General features: G+C 37.6%; 15 protein-coding genes and 1 tRNA gene. 10 read left to right on the top strand and 6 right to left on the bottom strand.

Going from position 1 to position 18,348, the window contains the following annotated elements:
• Positions 1-96 precede the first annotated feature (96 nt).
• The 6 genes from QSE00_RS00635 to QSE00_RS00610 all read left to right on the top strand — a co-directional run bounded on the left by QSE00_RS00635 (position 97) and on the right by QSE00_RS00610 (position 8,086).
• Positions 97-765 (top strand): SGNH/GDSL hydrolase family protein, encoded by a 669-nt coding sequence (locus tag QSE00_RS00635; RefSeq protein WP_286104497.1) that lies wholly within the window; start codon positions 97-99, stop codon positions 763-765.
• Positions 766-1,130: 365 nt separating this feature from the next.
• Entirely contained in the window at positions 1,131-3,254 is a 2,124-nt protein-coding gene (locus tag QSE00_RS00630; protein WP_286104495.1) for an outer membrane protein assembly factor BamB family protein, read from the top strand.
• Positions 3,255-3,283: 29 nt separating this feature from the next.
• The gene (locus QSE00_RS00625) at positions 3,284-4,345 is read left to right on the top strand and encodes a Gfo/Idh/MocA family protein (RefSeq protein WP_286104494.1); all 1,062 of its coding nucleotides are present in this window, start codon (positions 3,284-3,286) and stop codon (positions 4,343-4,345) included.
• 184 nt (positions 4,346-4,529) lie between these two features.
• Positions 4,530-5,690, top strand: a complete 1,161-nt coding sequence (gene dgoD / locus QSE00_RS00620) for a galactonate dehydratase (protein ID WP_110356275.1) — start codon at positions 4,530-4,532, stop codon at positions 5,688-5,690.
• 40 nt (positions 5,691-5,730) lie between these two features.
• Complete coding sequence (locus QSE00_RS00615) at positions 5,731-7,053, top strand: GntP family permease (RefSeq protein WP_286104493.1); 1,323 nt, start codon at positions 5,731-5,733, stop codon at positions 7,051-7,053.
• Position 7,054: 1 nt separating this feature from the next.
• Positions 7,055-8,086: an SMP-30/gluconolactonase/LRE family protein gene (locus tag QSE00_RS00610; protein WP_286104492.1), complete on the top strand. Its 1,032-nt coding sequence runs from the start codon at positions 7,055-7,057 to the stop codon at positions 8,084-8,086.
• Between the two features lie 7 nt (positions 8,087-8,093).
• Here QSE00_RS00610 and QSE00_RS00605 read toward each other — a convergent pair whose 3' ends face one another.
• Complete coding sequence (locus QSE00_RS00605) at positions 8,094-9,296, bottom strand: C40 family peptidase (RefSeq protein WP_286104491.1); 1,203 nt, start codon at positions 9,294-9,296, stop codon at positions 8,094-8,096.
• A 499-nt stretch (positions 9,297-9,795) separates the two neighbouring features.
• Between QSE00_RS00605 and QSE00_RS00600 the strand changes: the two genes are divergently transcribed.
• Positions 9,796-10,170, top strand: a complete 375-nt coding sequence (locus tag QSE00_RS00600) for a hypothetical protein (RefSeq protein ID WP_110356272.1) — start codon at positions 9,796-9,798, stop codon at positions 10,168-10,170.
• Positions 10,171-10,425: 255 nt separating this feature from the next.
• Here the strand turns inward: QSE00_RS00600 and QSE00_RS00595 are convergent, their stop codons facing one another.
• Positions 10,426-10,866, bottom strand: a complete 441-nt coding sequence (locus tag QSE00_RS00595) for a GNAT family N-acetyltransferase (protein ID WP_286104490.1) — start codon at positions 10,864-10,866, stop codon at positions 10,426-10,428.
• Between the two features lie 150 nt (positions 10,867-11,016).
• Entirely contained in the window at positions 11,017-11,448 is a 432-nt protein-coding gene (gene rpiB / locus QSE00_RS00590) for a ribose 5-phosphate isomerase B (RefSeq protein ID WP_031446098.1), read from the bottom strand.
• 644 nt (positions 11,449-12,092) lie between these two features.
• Between rpiB and rnr the strand changes: the two genes are divergently transcribed.
• From rnr to QSE00_RS00575, 3 genes are all read left to right on the top strand, one after another.
• Positions 12,093-14,282: a ribonuclease R gene (gene rnr, locus QSE00_RS00585; RefSeq protein WP_286104489.1), complete on the top strand. Its 2,190-nt coding sequence runs from the start codon at positions 12,093-12,095 to the stop codon at positions 14,280-14,282.
• Positions 14,283-14,427: 145 nt separating this feature from the next.
• Positions 14,428-15,111 carry a head GIN domain-containing protein gene (locus QSE00_RS00580; protein ID WP_110356313.1) on the top strand — a complete coding sequence of 228 codons (684 nt, stop codon included), beginning with the start codon at positions 14,428-14,430 and terminating at the stop codon, positions 15,109-15,111.
• A gap of 13 nt (positions 15,112-15,124) precedes the next feature.
• Complete coding sequence (locus QSE00_RS00575) at positions 15,125-15,787, top strand: LysE family translocator (RefSeq protein ID WP_110356268.1); 663 nt, start codon at positions 15,125-15,127, stop codon at positions 15,785-15,787.
• Positions 15,788-16,797: 1,010 nt separating this feature from the next.
• Here the strand turns inward: QSE00_RS00575 and QSE00_RS00570 are convergent.
• From QSE00_RS00570 to QSE00_RS00560, 3 genes are all read right to left on the bottom strand, one after another.
• Positions 16,798-16,871, bottom strand: a tRNA-Cys gene (locus QSE00_RS00570).
• A 51-nt stretch (positions 16,872-16,922) separates the two neighbouring features.
• Positions 16,923-17,279 carry a dihydroneopterin aldolase gene (gene folB / locus QSE00_RS00565; protein ID WP_110356312.1) on the bottom strand — a complete coding sequence of 119 codons (357 nt, stop codon included), beginning with the start codon at positions 17,277-17,279 and terminating at the stop codon, positions 16,923-16,925.
• A gap of 98 nt (positions 17,280-17,377) precedes the next feature.
• Positions 17,378-18,328, bottom strand: a complete 951-nt coding sequence (locus tag QSE00_RS00560; RefSeq protein WP_110356267.1) for a PorP/SprF family type IX secretion system membrane protein — start codon at positions 18,326-18,328, stop codon at positions 17,378-17,380.
• Positions 18,329-18,348 lie beyond the last annotated feature (20 nt).

The raw sequence follows: 18,348 nt of genomic DNA, 5'->3' as shown, positions 1-18,348 counted from the left end.
GTCATGGGATATTTTCTAAACAAAGATTTCGACACTATAATTCCATTACCTTTCTAATTAATTTTATTACTTTTCGCTTTTGAAACCCTCAAACCCATGATAAACAAATTTTACTACTTATTAACCATATGTGTTTTTCTCTGCCTGGGATACAAACCTAAAAAGCCCAAAATTTTGATAATAGGCGACTCAATTTCCATAGGATATTTTTCAAAGGTAAAAGAAGCCCTGGCCTCTAAGGCAATAGTAGTGCACAATCCAGGAAATGCACAACATACCGGAACGGGATTGGAGAAAATTGGGGAATGGGTAGGTCAGGAAGATTGGGATATTATCCAATTTAATTGGGGCCTATGGGACCTTTGTTACAGACATCCAGATTCCAAGGTATATGGAAATAGGGATAAAATTAAAGGAACCATAACCCATGACCTTCAAACCTATAAACACAATCTGGAAGAGTTGGTTAGTTTCCTTAAGGCACATACCTCAGCAAAGTTAATCTTTGTAACTACCACCTATGTTCCTGTTAACGAGGCAGGAAGATTTTCTGAAGATGTAGCCAAATACAACGCAGTTGCAAAATCGGTAATGAAAAAAAACGGGGTTATTATCAATGATATCTACAAAAAATCCATTGCCATCCACCACAAAAATGGTTTGGGGGATAATGACGTACATTATAACAAGGAAGGATATAAGGAATTGGGAGAACTCATTGTTCCTGTGCTCAATAAATCCTTGAAAAAATTATCGTATAAATAAAAGGTATTAAACCTCAGGGCTAGCCTGTCTGCCGACAAAGGCAGGCCCTGAACCCAATAATAGGTATCGACCCTGGGGTAGAGGTATTGAACCTAGATCCCGCCGAAAAAGGCGGGATTAGTTCAACTTGCAATTTTAAGTGCGTCTTTCTGACTTCTCAAAATTGAGTTTCACTAATAAATCCTTGAAAAAGTTATCGTATAAATAAATATTATTTTAGCAAACCACTTAACTTTTGTTGAACTTGAATTGTTGAGGAATAGAAGGATCATATCCATGTCCGGGAATACAAGATTTTAGTACTCAGCAAAATAACACCAAAGTTCTTTAAAAATTAATTAATTTAAGCGATAAAACTACCACCAATGTCGCTTAAAACCAGAAAGCATTTATCAATAATAACCATTGCGGCCATTTGTTTATATGGTTGTAACCGTGATAATTCCCCCAAAACAGACTTCAATAAATACACCACTTGGAACTCTTATTTGGGCGGACCCGATCGCAACCATTACTCCACTCTATCACAAATTACCTTGGACAATGTAACACAGCTTAAGGTAGCCTGGTCCTACTCTGCCCCTGACAGCGGCCAAATGCAAATGAACCCCATTGTGGTGGACACAATCTTATACGGAGTTACGGCGGCTTTAAGGGCCGTGGCACTCGACGCCCGTACAGGAAGGGAAATTTGGCGATTTGGCGATTCACTAAATCTGGAGAATTCTACCAGTAGAGGTGTAGCATATTGGTCAAGGGACAAGGATAAACGTATTCTGTTTACCCAAGGTGCCCATCTTTTTGCCTTAGATGCCAGTACAGGAAAACCTATTTCCTCCTTCGGTGAAAATGGAAAAATTGATCTCCACTCTGGATTGCCAACAAGCGCCAAAAATAAATTTGTCGTCTCCAACACTCCAGGAACCATTTACACGGATTTAATTGTAATGCCTATTCGTCTTTCCGAAGGTAAGGGTGCGGCACCAGGCGATATCATGGCTTTTAATGTAATTACGGGGAAGCTGGAATGGGCATTCCATACCATACCCTATCCAGGAGAGCCCGGTAATGAAACATGGGAAGATCCGGATAGTTATAAAAGCGAAACTGTTGGTGCTGCCAACAACTGGGCCGGTATGTCTTTGGATGAAGAAACTGGAATCCTATACGTGCCAACAGGGTCTGCAGCTCCCGATTTTTATGGTGGCCAAAGAAGGGGTAGTAACCTATATGCCAATACTTTATTGGCTTTGGATGCACAAACGGGAAAACTCCTTTGGCATTATCAATTTACGCATCACGACTTATGGGATAGGGATCCACCAGCACCCCCTAACCTTTTAACTATTACAAGGGCAGGGGAGAAAATTCCTGCCGTGGCACAAGTAACCAAACAGGGATATGTCTTTCTTTTTAACAGGGCCACGGGAGAACCTTTATTTGATATAGAGGAATTACCAGTACCTAAATCCAATTTAAAGGGTGAAAAAACATGGGCAACCCAACCATTTCCAATAAAACCAAGGCCTTTTGCCAGGCAATCCAATCTTTTAACCGATAAAGACCTTAGTCCCTATGCCGAAAACAGGGAGGAATTATTGGCCCAGTTCAATGATGCGGATAAAAGAATTTATGCGCCTCCAAGTGTGGATCCGGTTCTCCTTTTACCAGGATATGACGGCGCTGCGGAATGGGGTGGTGCAGCAGCCGATCCAGATGAAGGTATTATTTACATAAACTCCAATGAAATGGCCTGGTTTCTTCAAATGAAAAAAGACAGCTTGGATACAAGCCTGCCATTGGGAAAACGTACCTATAACAAATATTGCGTTGTATGCCATCAAAAAGACCGAAAAGGTCTCGTGGCAAGTGGCTATCCATCCCTTGTAAACCTAAAATCGACCCATGGCAAAGAAACTGTTGCCCGGACCATAAAAAAAGGAAAGGGCATGATGACAGGTTTTCCCCAACTTGAAAAAGCGGAAATGGACGCTTTGCTTCAATTCCTGTATGGAGAAGAGATTGAACAAACTATTGCCGAGAACGAAACTAAACCTATAGAAACCACCTATAAGCATACCGGCTACAAAAAATTCTTGGACAGCAATGGACTACCGGCCATTTCCCCGCCATGGGGCACATTGCATGCCATTAACCTAAATAGTGGTGATTACCTTTGGTCTGTTCCGTTTGGGGAAACCATGACTCTCAAAGAGAAGGGCTTTCCACAGACAGGCTGCGAGAATTACGGAGGCCCCGTTGTCACCAAAAACGGATTATTGTTTATAGGGGCCACAAAAGATGGGTATTTTAGAGCTTTCAATAAAAAGAACGGTAAGTTACTGTGGGAATACAAACTCCCCGCACCAGCATTTGCAACCCCTGCCATGTATGAAGTAAATGGCAAGCAATATATTGCCATAGCCTGTGGTGGAGATAAATTAGGAACCGAAAAAGGAAACCAAATTATGGCTTTTGCTTTGGAATAAACGATTACTAAATTGTATAAACAAAAAATATGAACAAGTTAAAAACCCTTGTTGTTGGGTGTGGAAATATGGGAATTTCCCATGCTAGGGCCTATCACCATCTTCCTGAATTTGAAATTGTGGGACTGGTAAGCCGCAAACCTCAAAGCAGGGAAAAGTTATCCCAGGAATTGGGAGGCTTGCCAACCTATGCCAGTTTTGATACAGCCTTGACCAACTCCAAACCAGATGTGGTGTCTATTAATACCTATCCGGATACCCATGCCGACTATGTTAGGAAAAGTCTAAATGCAGGTGCCCATGTTTTTGTTGAAAAACCACTGGCCCTCACGGTAGAGGAGGCAAAAGAATTAGTGGCTTTGGCAAAAGCAAAAAACAGGAAAATGGTAGTGGGCTATATACTTAGGGTACATCCATCATGGACCAAGTTTGTTGAGGTTGCCCGTACCCTTGGGAAACCCTTGGTAATGCGAATGAACTTAAACCAACAAAGTTCTGGTAATATGTGGTATACCCATAAACAGTTGATGAATTCCATGTCGCCCATAGTGGATTGTGGTGTTCACTATGTAGATATTATGTGTTTAATGACCCAATCCAAACCCATTAGTGTTAGTGCCATTGGCGTTAATTTGAGCAATGAAATTGATGCTAAAATGTACAACTATGGTCAATTGCAGGTGCGTTTTAAAGATGGTTCGGTAGGATGGTACGAGGCCGGATGGGGGCCTATGATGAGCGAAACGGCTGTTTTTATCAAGGATGTGATTGGCCCAAAAGGAGCTGTTTCCATTTCGGACAAACCCAAAGATAGTTCACAGGATATAGAGGGGCATACTAAAACAGGAAGTCTACAGCTTCATTACAGCGAATTAAACAAAGATGGTGATTTTGCAAAGAAAGACATCTTTATAAAAACCGAAGGAGAGCCGGATCATGACGGACTTTGTTTATTGGAACAGAAGTATTTATTGAATGCCATTGTTAACGACCACGATCTTTCATCCCATTTATTGGATGCTATCAATAGCCTAAAAATCGTATTGGCAGCCGACGAATCGATAAGAACTGGAAAAACTGTTATACTTTAATTAAATATCTTAAAAAAATGAGAAATTCTAAAAATTCATAACAATTAGTTATATTTAATTCCGAATTGGATTATAGAATACAAGGCCAGGGAAAAGGCTTTGATCTACATAAAGACCAACCAATAAATAATACAAACTATTTCCAATATACCCAACAAGAGCCCGTAGGATTTATAAATACATTATGAAGGAACAGCTTATTATTGAAAAGATTGAACTTTTTAAAGTCCCGCCAAGATGGCTTTTTGTTAAAGTGACCACCAAAGAAGGAGTTATTGGTTGGGGCGAACCCGTTGTGGAAGGGAAAGCAGATACGGTTGCCGCCTGCGTAATGGAACTCCAGCAATACCTCATTGGGAAGTCGGCCTCAAATATTGAAGACATATGGCAAATACTCTATCGTGGAGGGTTTTACCGTGGTGGTCCCATACTTATGAGTGCCATTTCAGGTATAGATCAGGCACTTTGGGATATAAAGGGAAAATCTCTTGGTGTTCCTGTCTACGATTTATTGGGAGGGGCCGTACGCCATAAAATGAAAATGTACTGCTGGATCGGTGGAGACCATCCAGAGGTATTATTGGAACAGGCGCACGAAAAGGTAAAGGAAGGTTTCCAAGCGGTTAAAATGAACGCTACTGGCGGCATGGACTGGATTTCAACCTTAAAGGATGTAAAACAGGTATCCAATAACATACGATTATTAAGAGAGGAATTTGGAAACGATTTGGACATAGGTCTGGATTTTCATGGCCGGGTACATAAAGGCATGGTAAAAAGGCTCATAGATGAGCTTGCCCCTTATGAACCCATGTTTATTGAAGAACCGGTACTTAGTGAAAACAATGATGCCTTAAGACATATCTATACTTATACCAGCATCCCTATTGCTACTGGGGAGCGGATGTTTTCGCGCTGGGATTTTAAAAAAATTCTGGAAGAAGGCGTGGTAGATATTATACAACCAGATCTTAGTCACGCCGGGGGTATTTCCGAGGTTAGGAGAATAGCAACTTTGGCCGAAGCCTATGATGTAGCATTGGCCCCCCACTGTCCGTTGGGACCCATTTCCCTGGCTTCTGCTTTACATGTCGACTTTGTCTCCGCCAATGCCTTTATACAGGAAAACAGCATAGGAATCCATTATAACCAAGGATTTGATTTATTGGACTATGTTCTGAATCCAGAAATTTTTGATATCAAAGATGGATATATTGATCTATTTGAAAAGCCTGGATTGGGAGTTGAAATGAACGAAGAAAAATTAAGGGAAGCTCAAAAAATTGGCCACAATTGGTCCAACCCTATATGGCGCGGACCCGATGGAAACTTTACCGAATGGTAAGTATAACAATTTAATAACACCAATAACCAACCAAACAACCATGACTTACCTTATCGCCTTAGTACTGTCCCTTGCCTTATTGATCATAGGCATCATCAAATTTAAAGTGCATCCCTTTTTTGTGCTCCTTTTCTCTGCCATCGCCTACGGCTTTATGACGGGTATGGATATAGAAGCCATCATCAGTTCCATAAATAATGGTTTTGGGGATATTATGGGTAAAATAGGGCTCATAATCTTATTTGGGGTTACCATAGGCAAGGTTTTGGAAAAATCTGGTGGCGCTTTTGTCATCGCCACCAAAATTTTACAACTAATAGGTGCAAAATCCATCCACCTGGCCATGCTCCTTACAGGGTATATACTTTCAATTCCAGTATTTGCCGATAGTGCACTTTTAATAATGAATCCATTAAACAAGGTGCTTTCCTCCAAGGCAGGTGTTTCCTTTGCTGGTACCACTGCAGCCCTGGCATTGGGATTAACAGCTTCACATACCATGGTGCCACCTACCCCTGGACCTATTGCCGCTGCCGGTATTTTGGGGGCAGATTTGGGAAGTGTTATGATTTGGGGCTTGATTATCAGTAGTATTTCATTAATAGCCTGTTATTTCTTTGCAACCAAATTCGCATCCCGAATCCATGTTCCTATAGTCCTCGAGCCTGTGACTACCAAGCAGGAACAACCGGCCCTATGGAAGTCTTTATTGGCCATAGTAATCCCTATTGTACTCATTATCCTTAAGTCGGTCATGGATTATCCAGAATTCACTTTTCAACCATCTATATTTAAAACAATTATATCATTTTTGGGAACTCCTGTAATTGCCCTTTTGGTAGGGGTCTTATTGTCCCTGGTTTTACCGAAAAAGTTAGACGAAAAGATTTTCTCCTCCACGGGTTGGTTTGGAGAATCCTTAAGGGAGGCCGCCCCTATTATTTTCATTACCGGGGCTGGCGGTATTTTTGGAAAAATGTTGCAAAACTCGGGCATTGCCGATACCATCACCTCAGAATTTACGGGAATGGAATTAGGTTTGTTCCTGCCCTTTCTATTGGCAGCCTGTCTTAAGACCACCCAGGGATCCTCAACTGTGGCCTTGGTAACCACCGCATCCATCATAGCCCCGTTAATGCCAGCTTTGGGCCTTAACGACCCCTTCATGGCTACTATGACCGTTTTATCTATAGGTGCAGGAGCCTCAGTAGTTTCACATGTAAACGACAGTTTTTTTTGGGTTCTTACCCAGCTCACAGGAATGAACGTTAAGCAAGGTTATCAAATTCAATCGGCCGGCACATTCGTACTTGGGGGCACAGCTATGACCGTCATTACTATAATTGTTAAAATAATGCACTAAAATGAAAAACTTGATATATACAATTACAGCTGCCATTCTACTTTTTGGGACCTCCTGTAAAGAGACCGGTAAAAATACAATACCCATAGCAACTAATACTTCTGAATTTTCCATTGAAATACTGGATGATGAAGCTCTTCAAATTATTGATCCGAAATCTAAAATTGAAATTCTCGCCAGTGGCTTTGCCTGGACCGAGGGACCTTTATGGATAAAAGAAGGCAATTATTTATTATTCTCAGATATCCCAAATAACAAAATCTATAAGTTGGATCCAAAAAACAACGATACAATCACCTACTTGCATCCCTCAGGATTTTCAGGAACCGATTTTACTGGTGAAGAACCGGGTTCCAATGGTCTATTGCTTAGTAAAGAGGGTGAATTGGTTCTTTTACAACACGGGAATCGCCAAATAGCCAAAATGAATGGACCGCTAAGTTCTCCTTTATCTGACTTTACTACCCTTGTTGATTCCTATATGGGAAAGAAATTGAACAGCCCTAATGATGGCATATTCGACAAAAATGGCAACCTCTATTTTACCGATCCTGCCTATGGACTTCCGAAAAGAATGGATGATGAAGCCAAAGAATTGGATTTTCAAGGGATTTATTGCCTTATGGCTAGCGGGGAATTAATATTGCTCGACTCTATATCCCGTCCCAACGGAATTGGAATATCACCGGATGGAAATGTCCTTTACGTTGCCAATTCGGATCCGGAACATGCCGCGTGGTACCAATATAACCTTCCAAAACCTGGAAAAGTAAGCGGTAAAAAGCTTTTTTATGAGGTAACTCATCTAATTGGAAAAGAAGGTCAACAAGGGCTGCCCGACGGATTAAAAATAAACAATAGTGGAATCTTATTTGCCACTGGACCCGGTGGTGTTTGGATCTTTAATGCTAATGGGAAAGTTTTGGCAAGAATACATACTGGACAGGCTACGGCCAACTGTGCTTTTGATACAGATCAGAAAAGACTCTATATGACCGCAGATGACTTTTTAATGGCCGTGGACCTAAAATAAGTCCACATTAGTCCTTAAAAACAGGGGTTTTTGCCAGTTCTATCAATCCGTCCTTAGATTCCTTAAGATAGCGATTGGATCGTAAATATCTATTGAAGTTATACGCATCAAAATTTGGAGCTTCTTTGTCCATACTACTTATATGCACCCTTCCTGCAGAATGGATAAATTCATTGTTACCTATCCACATCCCAACATGGATTACACGTTCCTTGGTGGTATCTGTTGCCGGTTTTCCAAAAAACAATAAATCTCCTGGCTCCAACTTCCCAAAATCCCTAACCGCATCTATCTCCTTTCCTGTATGTATTTGCTGGGAAGCATCCCTTGGTAGAACAATTCCGTTTAAAAAATAAATGGTTTTGGTAAATCCACTACAATCCACTCCTTTAGTAGAGGTGCCCCCCCACAAATAAGGGACGCCCATTAAGGTTTTGGAAGTACTCACCAAGGATTCCTGATTGGGATCCAATGCTGCCAGCCAACGGTCATAATCCATGGCCTCGGTTTTGGGAACATAAGCCTTTCTTCCATCCGGATAAAGCACATAATAAAAATCCTTTTCCTCTCCTATACGCTCCAATACACCTCCGGCAACCATATCGGATATGACTTGGGTATCCTTACTAGGCGCTGTATAGGAATGACCAATAGTATTCGTATATATAACTTTTGGCGTTGATTTCCAATCCGTATATTTTTCCGTTGATAATGGCATTATTCCCCCACTATCTACCCAGGACAAATACTTATCAGGAGTCTGAATCAAATACCAACTATCTTCTACCTTTAAAATCTTGACAGGGGTTCCCAAAGTAGCCTGTGTAACCAATTCCGCCGAATGGGCGGGCCTACCACGTAAATTAGCCACGGATATAGTAATAAGACCTTGGGTAAAACCATTTAAATTGGAGGATGGCAATAATTGAATACTATCTAAATAATATATATTTTTCCCTGCCAGTTTTTGCTTAAAGCTGGCAACCGCCTCAGGTAGGTTGGACTCTCCCTTAAGAATGGTTTCATTTCCTTTCCTACTGTATTCTATGTTAAACAGGGCGACCCTTTTGTCCGGGGCAAATTCCTGTTTTATATCATCCATCACTGCAGTGATGGTAAGCTTATCCTTATCCACCCTTTGTTCGCAGGAAATGAATAGAAAGACAGTTGCAATAAATATAAAAACTATTCCTTTTCGATAGCAATTCATATAAAACATCTATGATTGTTAATACAAAATTTTATTTGAAACTTGGAAAATTATAAAAATTTAAGGAATACATCAGTAGCGCAGTTGCCAAATTTAATTTTATAATTTCCTTTTTTTGTATTGCACTCCCCCAAAGAAATACTCTGTAAGAGGGTCCCGGACATATACTTGGCCTTATGATTTAATAAAAGGTATTACACCTCAGGGCAGGCCTATCTGCCGAAAAAGGCGGAATTAGTTCAACTTGCAATTTTAAGCGCGTCTTACTGACTTCCCAAAATTGAGTTTCACTAATAAAAGACTTTCCACACCAGCACCTTCTAAAACGAAAACTACTTTAAATTTTCCCATCCAACTTAATCCACCACGACCAATTACAATTCTCCATTCCATTTTATATCATTTCCACAAAGCACATTAATTTGTTAAAATCTATTTAAATATCTGTTAATCAGCGTATTTATTTGCTTTTAATCGATTTTTTTCGTAAATTACGATTATGATAAAAACTGAAAAATCAGCAAATGAGGAGTTCATAAAGAAGTCCATTTCCCACTTGGAAGCGCACGGTTTTGAAAAAATCAAGGCGGATATTGAAGGTTATGACTGTCCTAAGTCCTATTTAAAAAAAGGTAGCGACACCAAAATTACCCCTGATATTGTGGCTTTAAAAAATGGTAAAAAATACTATTTCGAGATTAGTTTAAAGTCCGACAGGCCATTGTTATTAAAATCCAAATGGTTGTTTTTGGATACCCTAAGCCGAATGAATTCCAATCGTTTTAAAATTATCACCACTAAAGGACATTATAAATTTACCGACAATATGTTGGAGGATATAAATTTAAGTGATAAAACACCTATTAAAATATAAATTGGAATACTAATATCACATACATTGGGAGCTGTATTTTACAGCTCTTTTTTTATGGGATAAAAGGTATTAAACCTCAGGGCAAGCCTGTCTGCCGACAAAGGCAGGCCCTGAACCCAATAAAAGGAATCGACCCAAGGGTCGAGGTATTGAACCTAGATCCCGCCGAAAAAGGCGGGATTAGTTCAACTTGCAATTTTAAGTGCATCTTACTGACTTCTCAAAATTGAGTTGAACTAATAAAATTCAACTGAGCTATTCCCTGATCATGCCAACATGGGGAATACCATCCTCCAAATACTCCTCACCAACAACCTTAAATCCAAGGGAAGTGTAGAACTTGGTCAAATATTTCTGGGCTGAAATATGTATTAAGGTAGTACCAAAATTTTTATGAATTGCTTCAATGGAAGCCTTCATTATTTCCAATCCATATCCATACTGTCGTTGAGATTTTCGTACCACTACCCTACCAATACTTGCTTCCTTAAAATAGTCCCCTTGTTTAAAAACTCTGGTATAGGCCACTATTTTACTATTCTTATAACCCATTATATGAAGGGCAAGCTGATCTTTATAATCCATATCCTGGTACACACAATCCTGTTCCAAAACAAATACTTCGCTACGCAATTGCAATACATCATATAACTCCTGTGCATCCAATTCCTGAAATCTTTTTATTTCAATTCTCATACTTCACATCTCCACAATTATATAAGTAATAGTCAAGTTTAAAAAATAATATGGATTACAAAATACAGATACCTCATTAGATAAAAAATCCATTAAACAATAGTGTCATATAATATACCCACTATGACTATTCATATAGAAGAAATAATATTACTTACAGGGAATTTTCTCTATTCTTCTTTCATGACGACCACCTTCAAAGGAAGTATTCAGAAATGTTTTCACCATTTCCAGCGCCTGTGGCAAAGAAATAAATCTGGCAGGCAAACTTAATATATTGGCATCATTGTGCTCCTTGGCCAATTTAACTATTTCGGTTGTCCAACATAAGGCGGCTCTTATTTTTTGATATTTGTTGGCCGTCATTGAAACTCCATTACCACTGCCACAAATAATAATCCCAAAATCTGCATTTCCTTTTTCCACTTCAATGGCTACAGGATGTACAAAATCCGCATAATCAACGCTGTCAGATCCATCGGTACCATGATTTATGACTTCTATACCCATAGATTTCAACAATCCGATTATGGCAAGTTTATATTCTGTACCTGCATGATCGTTACCAATAGCTATTTTCATTGTTCAAGGATGGTTATTGATGAATAAAAATTATAAAAATAAGTAGTTCTATTCACACAAATGTACAAATACCTATGGTTTCACCACAGAAACTAGGTTGTTAACAACATAAATTTTTAAAAAAACCAAAAGCATTGTTATTTAGTCGTTTACTCATAATACCTCATTGTTAACAAACTACTTATAAAAAGTAAATATTAAATTTTTATTATCCGTCTTAATTTTGCTTTACAAAATCTTATCGTAAAAGAATAATTTACTTCTTAGATTCTTATAGAAAGATATTAAATAATTAAAAGAAGTAATTAACACTCCCGTAACATTAACTTTTCAATAATTTCATGTTCATATAGGTTGTCAACAAATATTAATAACCCATTTAAAAGCTTGATTTATAATCTTTATTCACTGTATAAATTGTCAATAAACTTATTTAATGGTTTAAAGCAAGTTTAAAGGTAAATTTTTATATCCACTATAAACAAGCCATCATAATCACCATTTTATTTTAAATTTTAGAAAAAAGAAAACATATATATAATATAAATGTTGATAACAATATTTATTCAAGAAAAGGGAAACTTAAAATTGGAATCTAAGGACAATGGATTATAATTCGTAATTTTCCAAAAATAAAAGTGTTAATGTCAAAGAATAACAAGAGAAACAAAAATCAAAGAAAAAACGAAATAACCAGAGGTATTTTTACGGTTCTTGAAAAGGAGCCGGAAAAATCTTTTAATTATAAACAAATTGCTGCTAAAATAGGAGTTGTAGATACCAACGATAGAAACACCCTAATTAAAAGATTGGTAGAATTAAAGGAAAAGAAAAGAATATTGGAAGAAGGAAGAGGTTCATACAAAGCTATAGCTTCCACTAAGACTTACCATACCGGAACTGTTGATATTACGGGAAGAGGAAATGCCTACATTGTAGTTGAAGGTTTGGATGATGATGTTTTTGTTCCGTTCAATAAATTAAAAAAAGCTTTTCACAGAGATGTTGTAGAAGTATATATTTTTCCCAGAAGAAAAGGAAAAAAATTGGAAGGGGAAATTACAAAAATCGTTTCCAGGGATAAGACTTCTTTTGTAGGTATCGTAGATATGCAAAAGGATTTTGCTTTTGTGCGTCCTACGGATTATAGAATGTATACAGATATTTTTGTACCAAAAAGTAAGTTTTCCAACGCAGAGGACGGTGATAAAGTAATTGTAGAAATAAATGAATGGCCGGATAATGCGGATTCTCCTTTTGGAACCATTACCCAGGTATTGGGGAAACCAGGAGAACATAATACAGAAATACATTCAATTTTGGCCCAATATGGTTTGCCGTATGAATTTCCAGTGGAGGTGGATATGTTTGCCAATACATTGGATACCAGTATAAAGGAAGAGGAAATAGCTAAAAGAAGGGATCTAAGGGAAACATTGACTTTTACAATTGATCCCAAGGATGCCAAAGATTTTGATGATGCACTTTCCTTTAAAATATTGGAAAATGGGAATTATGAAATTGGAATCCATATTGCAGATGTTTCCCATTATTTACAACCTGATACTATCTTGGATGAAGAAGCCTATAACAGGGCAACTTCAGTGTATTTGGTAGACAGGGTTGTACCTATGTTACCAGAAGTATTATCCAATAATGCCTGTTCCCTCCGTCCAAATGAAGAAAAATATACGTTTTCGGCCATTTTTGAATTGGATGAAAACACCGTTATAAAGAATGAATGGTTCGGTAGAACCGTAATTAATTCCGATGAACGATTTGCATATGAAGAGGCACAACATATTATAGAGAGTGGGCAGGGATCAATTCCTTCGGAAATATCCATAAGGGAAGATGCTTATAACGTTAGTGATGAGGTGGTTGAAGCCACCTTGACCATGGACCGGCTGGCCAAGATAATGAGGGATAAACGTATGGAACAAGGCGCAATTTCTTTCGATAAAATTGAAGTACGTTTTAATCTCAATGAAAAAATGGAGCCTCAAGGGGTTTATTTTAAGGAGTCTAAGGATGCCAATAAACTTATAGAAGAGTTTATGTTATTGACCAATAGAAGGGTAGCACAGTTTATTGGAAAGCAAAAGCCGGTTAAAACCTTTGTTTATAGGGTACATGATGAACCCAACGAGGATAAATTAATGGCTTTAAATGGTATAATATCGCGTTTTGGGCATAAGCTTGATTTTAAGGATAAGAAGTCCATTAGTAATTCCTTGAACCAACTATTGGAAGATGTAAAAGGGAAGAAGGAACAAAACTTAGTGGATACTTTGGCCATACGAAGTATGAGCAAGGCAATTTATACGGTAGAGAATATTGGCCATTATGGTTTAGCCTTTGATTACTATACGCATTTTACCTCGCCTATTAGAAGATATCCGGATGTAATGGTACACCGGTTATTACAGCATTATTTGGATGGGGGGGAGACCCCGAAGGCGGAACCCTATGAAATAAAATGTAAGCATTCTTCCGATATGGAAAGTTTGGCGTCAAATGCTGAACGCGATTCCATAAAATATATGCAGATAAAATTTATGGAAGATCATCAGGATCAAGAATTTGCAGGTGTAATTTCAGGGGTTACGGAATGGGGACTTTATGTTGAGATCATTGAGAATAAGTGCGAAGGAATGGTAAGGATTAGTGATATAAAGGATGATTATTATACCTTTGATGAAAAGGAGTATGCCATAGTTGGTGAAAAAACCAAGAAAACCTATCAATTGGGAGATGAAGTTATTGTAATGGTTAAAAGTACAGATTTAATAAAGCGCCATTTGGATTTTTCCTTGATTGGAAAAAATGTCTAAATTTTTGTTTTGGAACGGAATTTGTTTAACTGAACTGGATTAGTTAATAAAACGTTGCCATTTCATAAATATGTTATACGGAATTAGTCCGGAAAAATGTTTTTTGGTTAATAATAATTGGTCAAAAAACTATAGCTCTAAGATAATGGATCAGAAATTAATAGTAGTACTTTTGTTATTGGTTGCTACCCAATCACTAAGGTCGCAAAACGAAAAGGTAACTCAAAATTTACAGCCGTTCAAAGAAGTCAAGGCTTTTGATGGATTGTCCGTGAACCTTATAAAATCCGATGTTAACAAGGCCGTAATAACTGGTGCCAATACTAACAATGTTGCTATTGTAAACAATGACGGTGTTCTTAAGATTAGAATGGAAGTAACTAAACTATTTAGTGGCTATAGAACCTTTGTAGATATCCATTATACGGAAAAACTTGTTGTTATTGATACGAACGAAGACGCCAGGATTTCGTCTAAGGAGCCTATTAAGCAAGACATATTGGAATTGAAGGCTCAGGAAGGTGGAGAGTTGATTATCAGTGCCCAAGTAGATCAAATGCTTATAAAAAGTGTAACTGGAGGTATTATTTCTGCTTCGGGATCTTCCAACATTCAAGATGTTCAAATAAATACAGGAGGTGTTTATAAGGGTAAGGATTTCAAAACTAAATTTAGTACTATTAATGTAAATGCCGGTTCAAGGGCAGAAGTATTTGCAAGTGATTATGTAAAGGCTGCCGTAAAGGCCGGTGGTGAAGTTATGGTGTATGGAAATCCAGCAAAAATGGAAGAGAAAACGGTTTTTGGAGGAAAGATTACCAGAATGTAAGTTATAAAGTTTTATGATCGAAGATATTCAGGCAGCGATTCCATTGGGCTTATTATTGAGCTTTATGATAGGGCCTGTTTTTTTCGTACTTCTTGAAACTAGTGCCCTTAAAGGGTTTAGAGCTGCACTTTGTTTTGATGTGGGTGTAATTGTTGCCGATGTTGTTTTTATTTCCTTAGCCTATTTTAGTAGTTTTCAATTGTTGGAAAATCTTAGTAATCATCCTGGACTTTATGTTTTTGGTGGGACCATTCTATTGGTTTATGGGCTTAGCAATGTATTTAAGAAAGAGTCTGTTAAACAGGAAAATGAAATAAGGATTACCAAGGGAGATTATTTTAGTTTGTGCATCAAGGGATTCTTGCTAAATTTTATAAATATTGGTGTTTTGGTATTTTGGTTGGGTATTATAATTGTAGTTGGGCCTAGCTTGGATAATGATCCCAATAGAATAATAATTTTCTTTTCCGCTATGATAGGGGCCTATTTTGTTACGGATATCTTTAAAATTTTATTGGCCAAACAATTGCGCAGAAAGTTGACCAAAAGAAGAATTCTTCTAGTAAAAAAAGGAATTGGCATTGTCCTGGTTATTTGTGGCATTGTTCTGATTATAAAAGGTTTTCTCCCTAAAGATCAATTGAATATTGAAAAAGGAATAGAACTTATAAAGTAGTTAAACAAAAGTATTGAGGAACCAGGGCTTGTAATATAAATGTTTCTCAATAACCCGGCCTATTCGTATATGATCAAATAATGCATTAATAATGGTTATGAAAATTATATATGGACAATTATTGGTGAGCTTATTATTTCTTGGTATGGTTTAACTAACCCAAAGTATTGATACTCTGTTTAGTCTCTTTCACCACAAATTTTTATACTGACATCCTTAAGATGATAATACTACCTTAAATTGCAAGGAAAGCTTGGGTATATAATCCCGTTTTGGGGTATAAAAACATATGCCATATATAGGAATTAAAATTTCCTAAGGCATTATTCAAAACAATTTAGGCCACAGGATCCAGTGATATTGGTGGATTTATGCTTTATAATTATGGGAAATTCTGTTCGTTATAACGTTATAAGTTAGCGGGAGCTATTAACGGATCAATCTCAAAAGTTGTGTGTGAATAGAAATAAGATAGAATTTTCTATTCCAAATTCCTTTTCTGTTCATTTTTTGTATCGCCCAAATACGTAGCATTCATGAATAACATGTATAGCTATTTTAGGACGGGTCATGTCCGGGGATAAGCCATAGATACTCCATAGATACTCCATAGATACTCCATAGATAGTCCATAGTTAGGCCGTATATGAAAATAGGGGAAAACAGGCTGGATCCACCCCTTTTTGGCGCGCAAAAATAGCTCCTTTTCAAGCCACTTTTTACCTTTCATGGACGGCACAATACGCTCCGGGATCCCTTGCGGAAAACGAAGCCAAAATGCAGTGTCTTTATTAGTGAAACTCAATTTTGAGAAGTCGATAAGACACAATTAAAATTGCAAGTTGAACTAACCCCGTCCTTTTCGGCGGGATCTAGGTTTAATACCTTTTATGTAGCTATTTTTTTCCAAAAGAATATTTGCCTAAACACAACAATTGTTCCTGATCCCTATTAACATCAATTTGCGTATTGGTAAAAGAAAAAACCTTCATCTGTTAAGATGAAGGTTTTGGAGGCATCGAGCGGATTCGAACCGCTGTACAAGCTTTTGCAGAGCTCTGCCTAGCCACTCGGCCACAATGCCTATTTGCTGTGCAAAGGTAATACTTTTTTTATCTTACAAAAACTAAAAGTTTTATCTTTTGGATTTAAGTATTATGGTCACTTCTTGGACATCACCACCAATAGGTGGATTTATTTTTGAGACAGCAACTTTCACTTTTTTAGCGATGGAAATTTCTACAAATATTCTATTTAGAATTCGCTGTGCCACATGTTCCAATAGTTTGGAAGGAATAGACATTTCTTCCTTTACTATAGAATTTATATGTACGTAGTCAACCGTTTCCGATAATTCATCGGTTTGTGATGCTTTTTTTAAATCGGCATCCACTTCCACATTTACTAGGTAATCGCTTCCAATAAGAGTCTCTTCCTTAAGACAACCATGATTGGCATAAATTTTAATATTGCGTACCCTTATTTTTCCCAACACATCAATAATTTGTACAAAATTAAATCAATCCAAGCTTAAAAGAATGGATTTTACAAATAATTTAGCGTTCAAGTCGCCTGTACTAAGACATTTGGTTAATAGGTACATCTACAATTACTGATACCCTGAAATAGGTCTACCCCAATGGTTACTACGTGGGTACCGGTACTATAGCCCAATATTTCATTAAGAATGATCTGATAGGAATATCCGAAATAGAAATTACTTTTTTTAAGACCGGCCAAAGGAGCAATGTATAATGGCCGTCCTATTTGATCGTTTAAAAAACGGTAGGTAACACCAGCATAATAGTAATCCTCAAAATCATACCATCTAAATTTTAGATTTAAATCGGCTTCCGATCTACCGTCACTTTCAAATATTTTGTACAAAAGGGAGGGTTCTATTTCCATATTGCTATTTCTGGATTTCTTATATCGGTATCCAGTATAGGCATAGAAGTTTCTAAGTTTGTTGGGTTCAAAGATGGGATCGAAAATATAAACATCCTTATTGATGACGTTGGAGGCATTTACACTGAAATAAAAGGAATTTTTTCTGTATAAAAGACCTACGTCGAAGTTATGGTTGGAGGTTGATCTATCATCGGTTACACCTGGATCAAAACCGGCATCTATAAATTCTTCTACGTCCAGTCTAAATTGATTGAAATTATAGGAGATACCAAATGATAAAAATTCGTCCTCATAGCGATCTAAAGTTAAATGGTGGGCAAAGGATATTCGTGCACCTTGTTGCTTTGTATATCCGTTGGAATCGTTGTATAAAAACAATCCTATTCCCGATTTTTCCCCTAACCTCATATCGGCAGCCAAGGATTGGGTTCTAGGTGCATCCTTAATTCCAACCCATTGGGCAAGTCCGTTCAACCTAATTTTTACATGATCACCAATACCCGCATATGTTGGGGATAATACAAAAGGATTGTCTGCCAAATATTGTGAAAGCTGGGGTGAATTAAGTTCTTGGGCACTAGTGATCAAGGTACTTAAAAACAACACAAAAGTTAATAGTTTACTGCGCATTGTATTTATGGTTAAGTTTT

This window comes from Arenibacter flavimaris (assembly GCF_030291335.1).
Lineage (GTDB): Bacteria > Bacteroidota > Bacteroidia > Flavobacteriales > Flavobacteriaceae > Arenibacter.
The sequence above is the reverse complement of the archived record's forward strand: the minus strand, read 5'-3'. Positions and strand labels throughout refer to the sequence as shown.

Bases quoted from the DNA above. Each gene is read 5' to 3' on its own strand.
- QSE00_RS00635 (WP_286104497.1), top strand. From the start codon at position 97: ATGATAAACAAATTTTACTACTTATTAACCATATGTGTTTTTCTCTGC.
- QSE00_RS00630 (WP_286104495.1), top strand. From the start codon at position 1,131: ATGTCGCTTAAAACCAGAAAGCATTTATCAATAATAACCATTGCGGCC.
- QSE00_RS00625 (WP_286104494.1), top strand. From the start codon at position 3,284: ATGAACAAGTTAAAAACCCTTGTTGTTGGGTGTGGAAATATGGGAATT.
- dgoD (WP_110356275.1), top strand. From the start codon at position 4,530: ATGAAGGAACAGCTTATTATTGAAAAGATTGAACTTTTTAAAGTCCCG.
- QSE00_RS00615 (WP_286104493.1), top strand. From the start codon at position 5,731: ATGACTTACCTTATCGCCTTAGTACTGTCCCTTGCCTTATTGATCATA.
- QSE00_RS00610 (WP_286104492.1), top strand. From the start codon at position 7,055: ATGAAAAACTTGATATATACAATTACAGCTGCCATTCTACTTTTTGGG.
- QSE00_RS00605 (WP_286104491.1), bottom strand. From the start codon at position 9,296: ATGAATTGCTATCGAAAAGGAATAGTTTTTATATTTATTGCAACTGTC.
- QSE00_RS00600 (WP_110356272.1), top strand. From the start codon at position 9,796: ATGATAAAAACTGAAAAATCAGCAAATGAGGAGTTCATAAAGAAGTCC.
- QSE00_RS00595 (WP_286104490.1), bottom strand. From the start codon at position 10,866: ATGAGAATTGAAATAAAAAGATTTCAGGAATTGGATGCACAGGAGTTA.
- rpiB (WP_031446098.1), bottom strand. From the start codon at position 11,448: ATGAAAATAGCTATTGGTAACGATCATGCAGGTACAGAATATAAACTT.
- rnr (WP_286104489.1), top strand. From the start codon at position 12,093: ATGTCAAAGAATAACAAGAGAAACAAAAATCAAAGAAAAAACGAAATA.
- QSE00_RS00580 (WP_110356313.1), top strand. From the start codon at position 14,428: ATGGATCAGAAATTAATAGTAGTACTTTTGTTATTGGTTGCTACCCAA.
- QSE00_RS00575 (WP_110356268.1), top strand. From the start codon at position 15,125: ATGATCGAAGATATTCAGGCAGCGATTCCATTGGGCTTATTATTGAGC.
- QSE00_RS00560 (WP_110356267.1), bottom strand. From the start codon at position 18,328: ATGCGCAGTAAACTATTAACTTTTGTGTTGTTTTTAAGTACCTTGATC.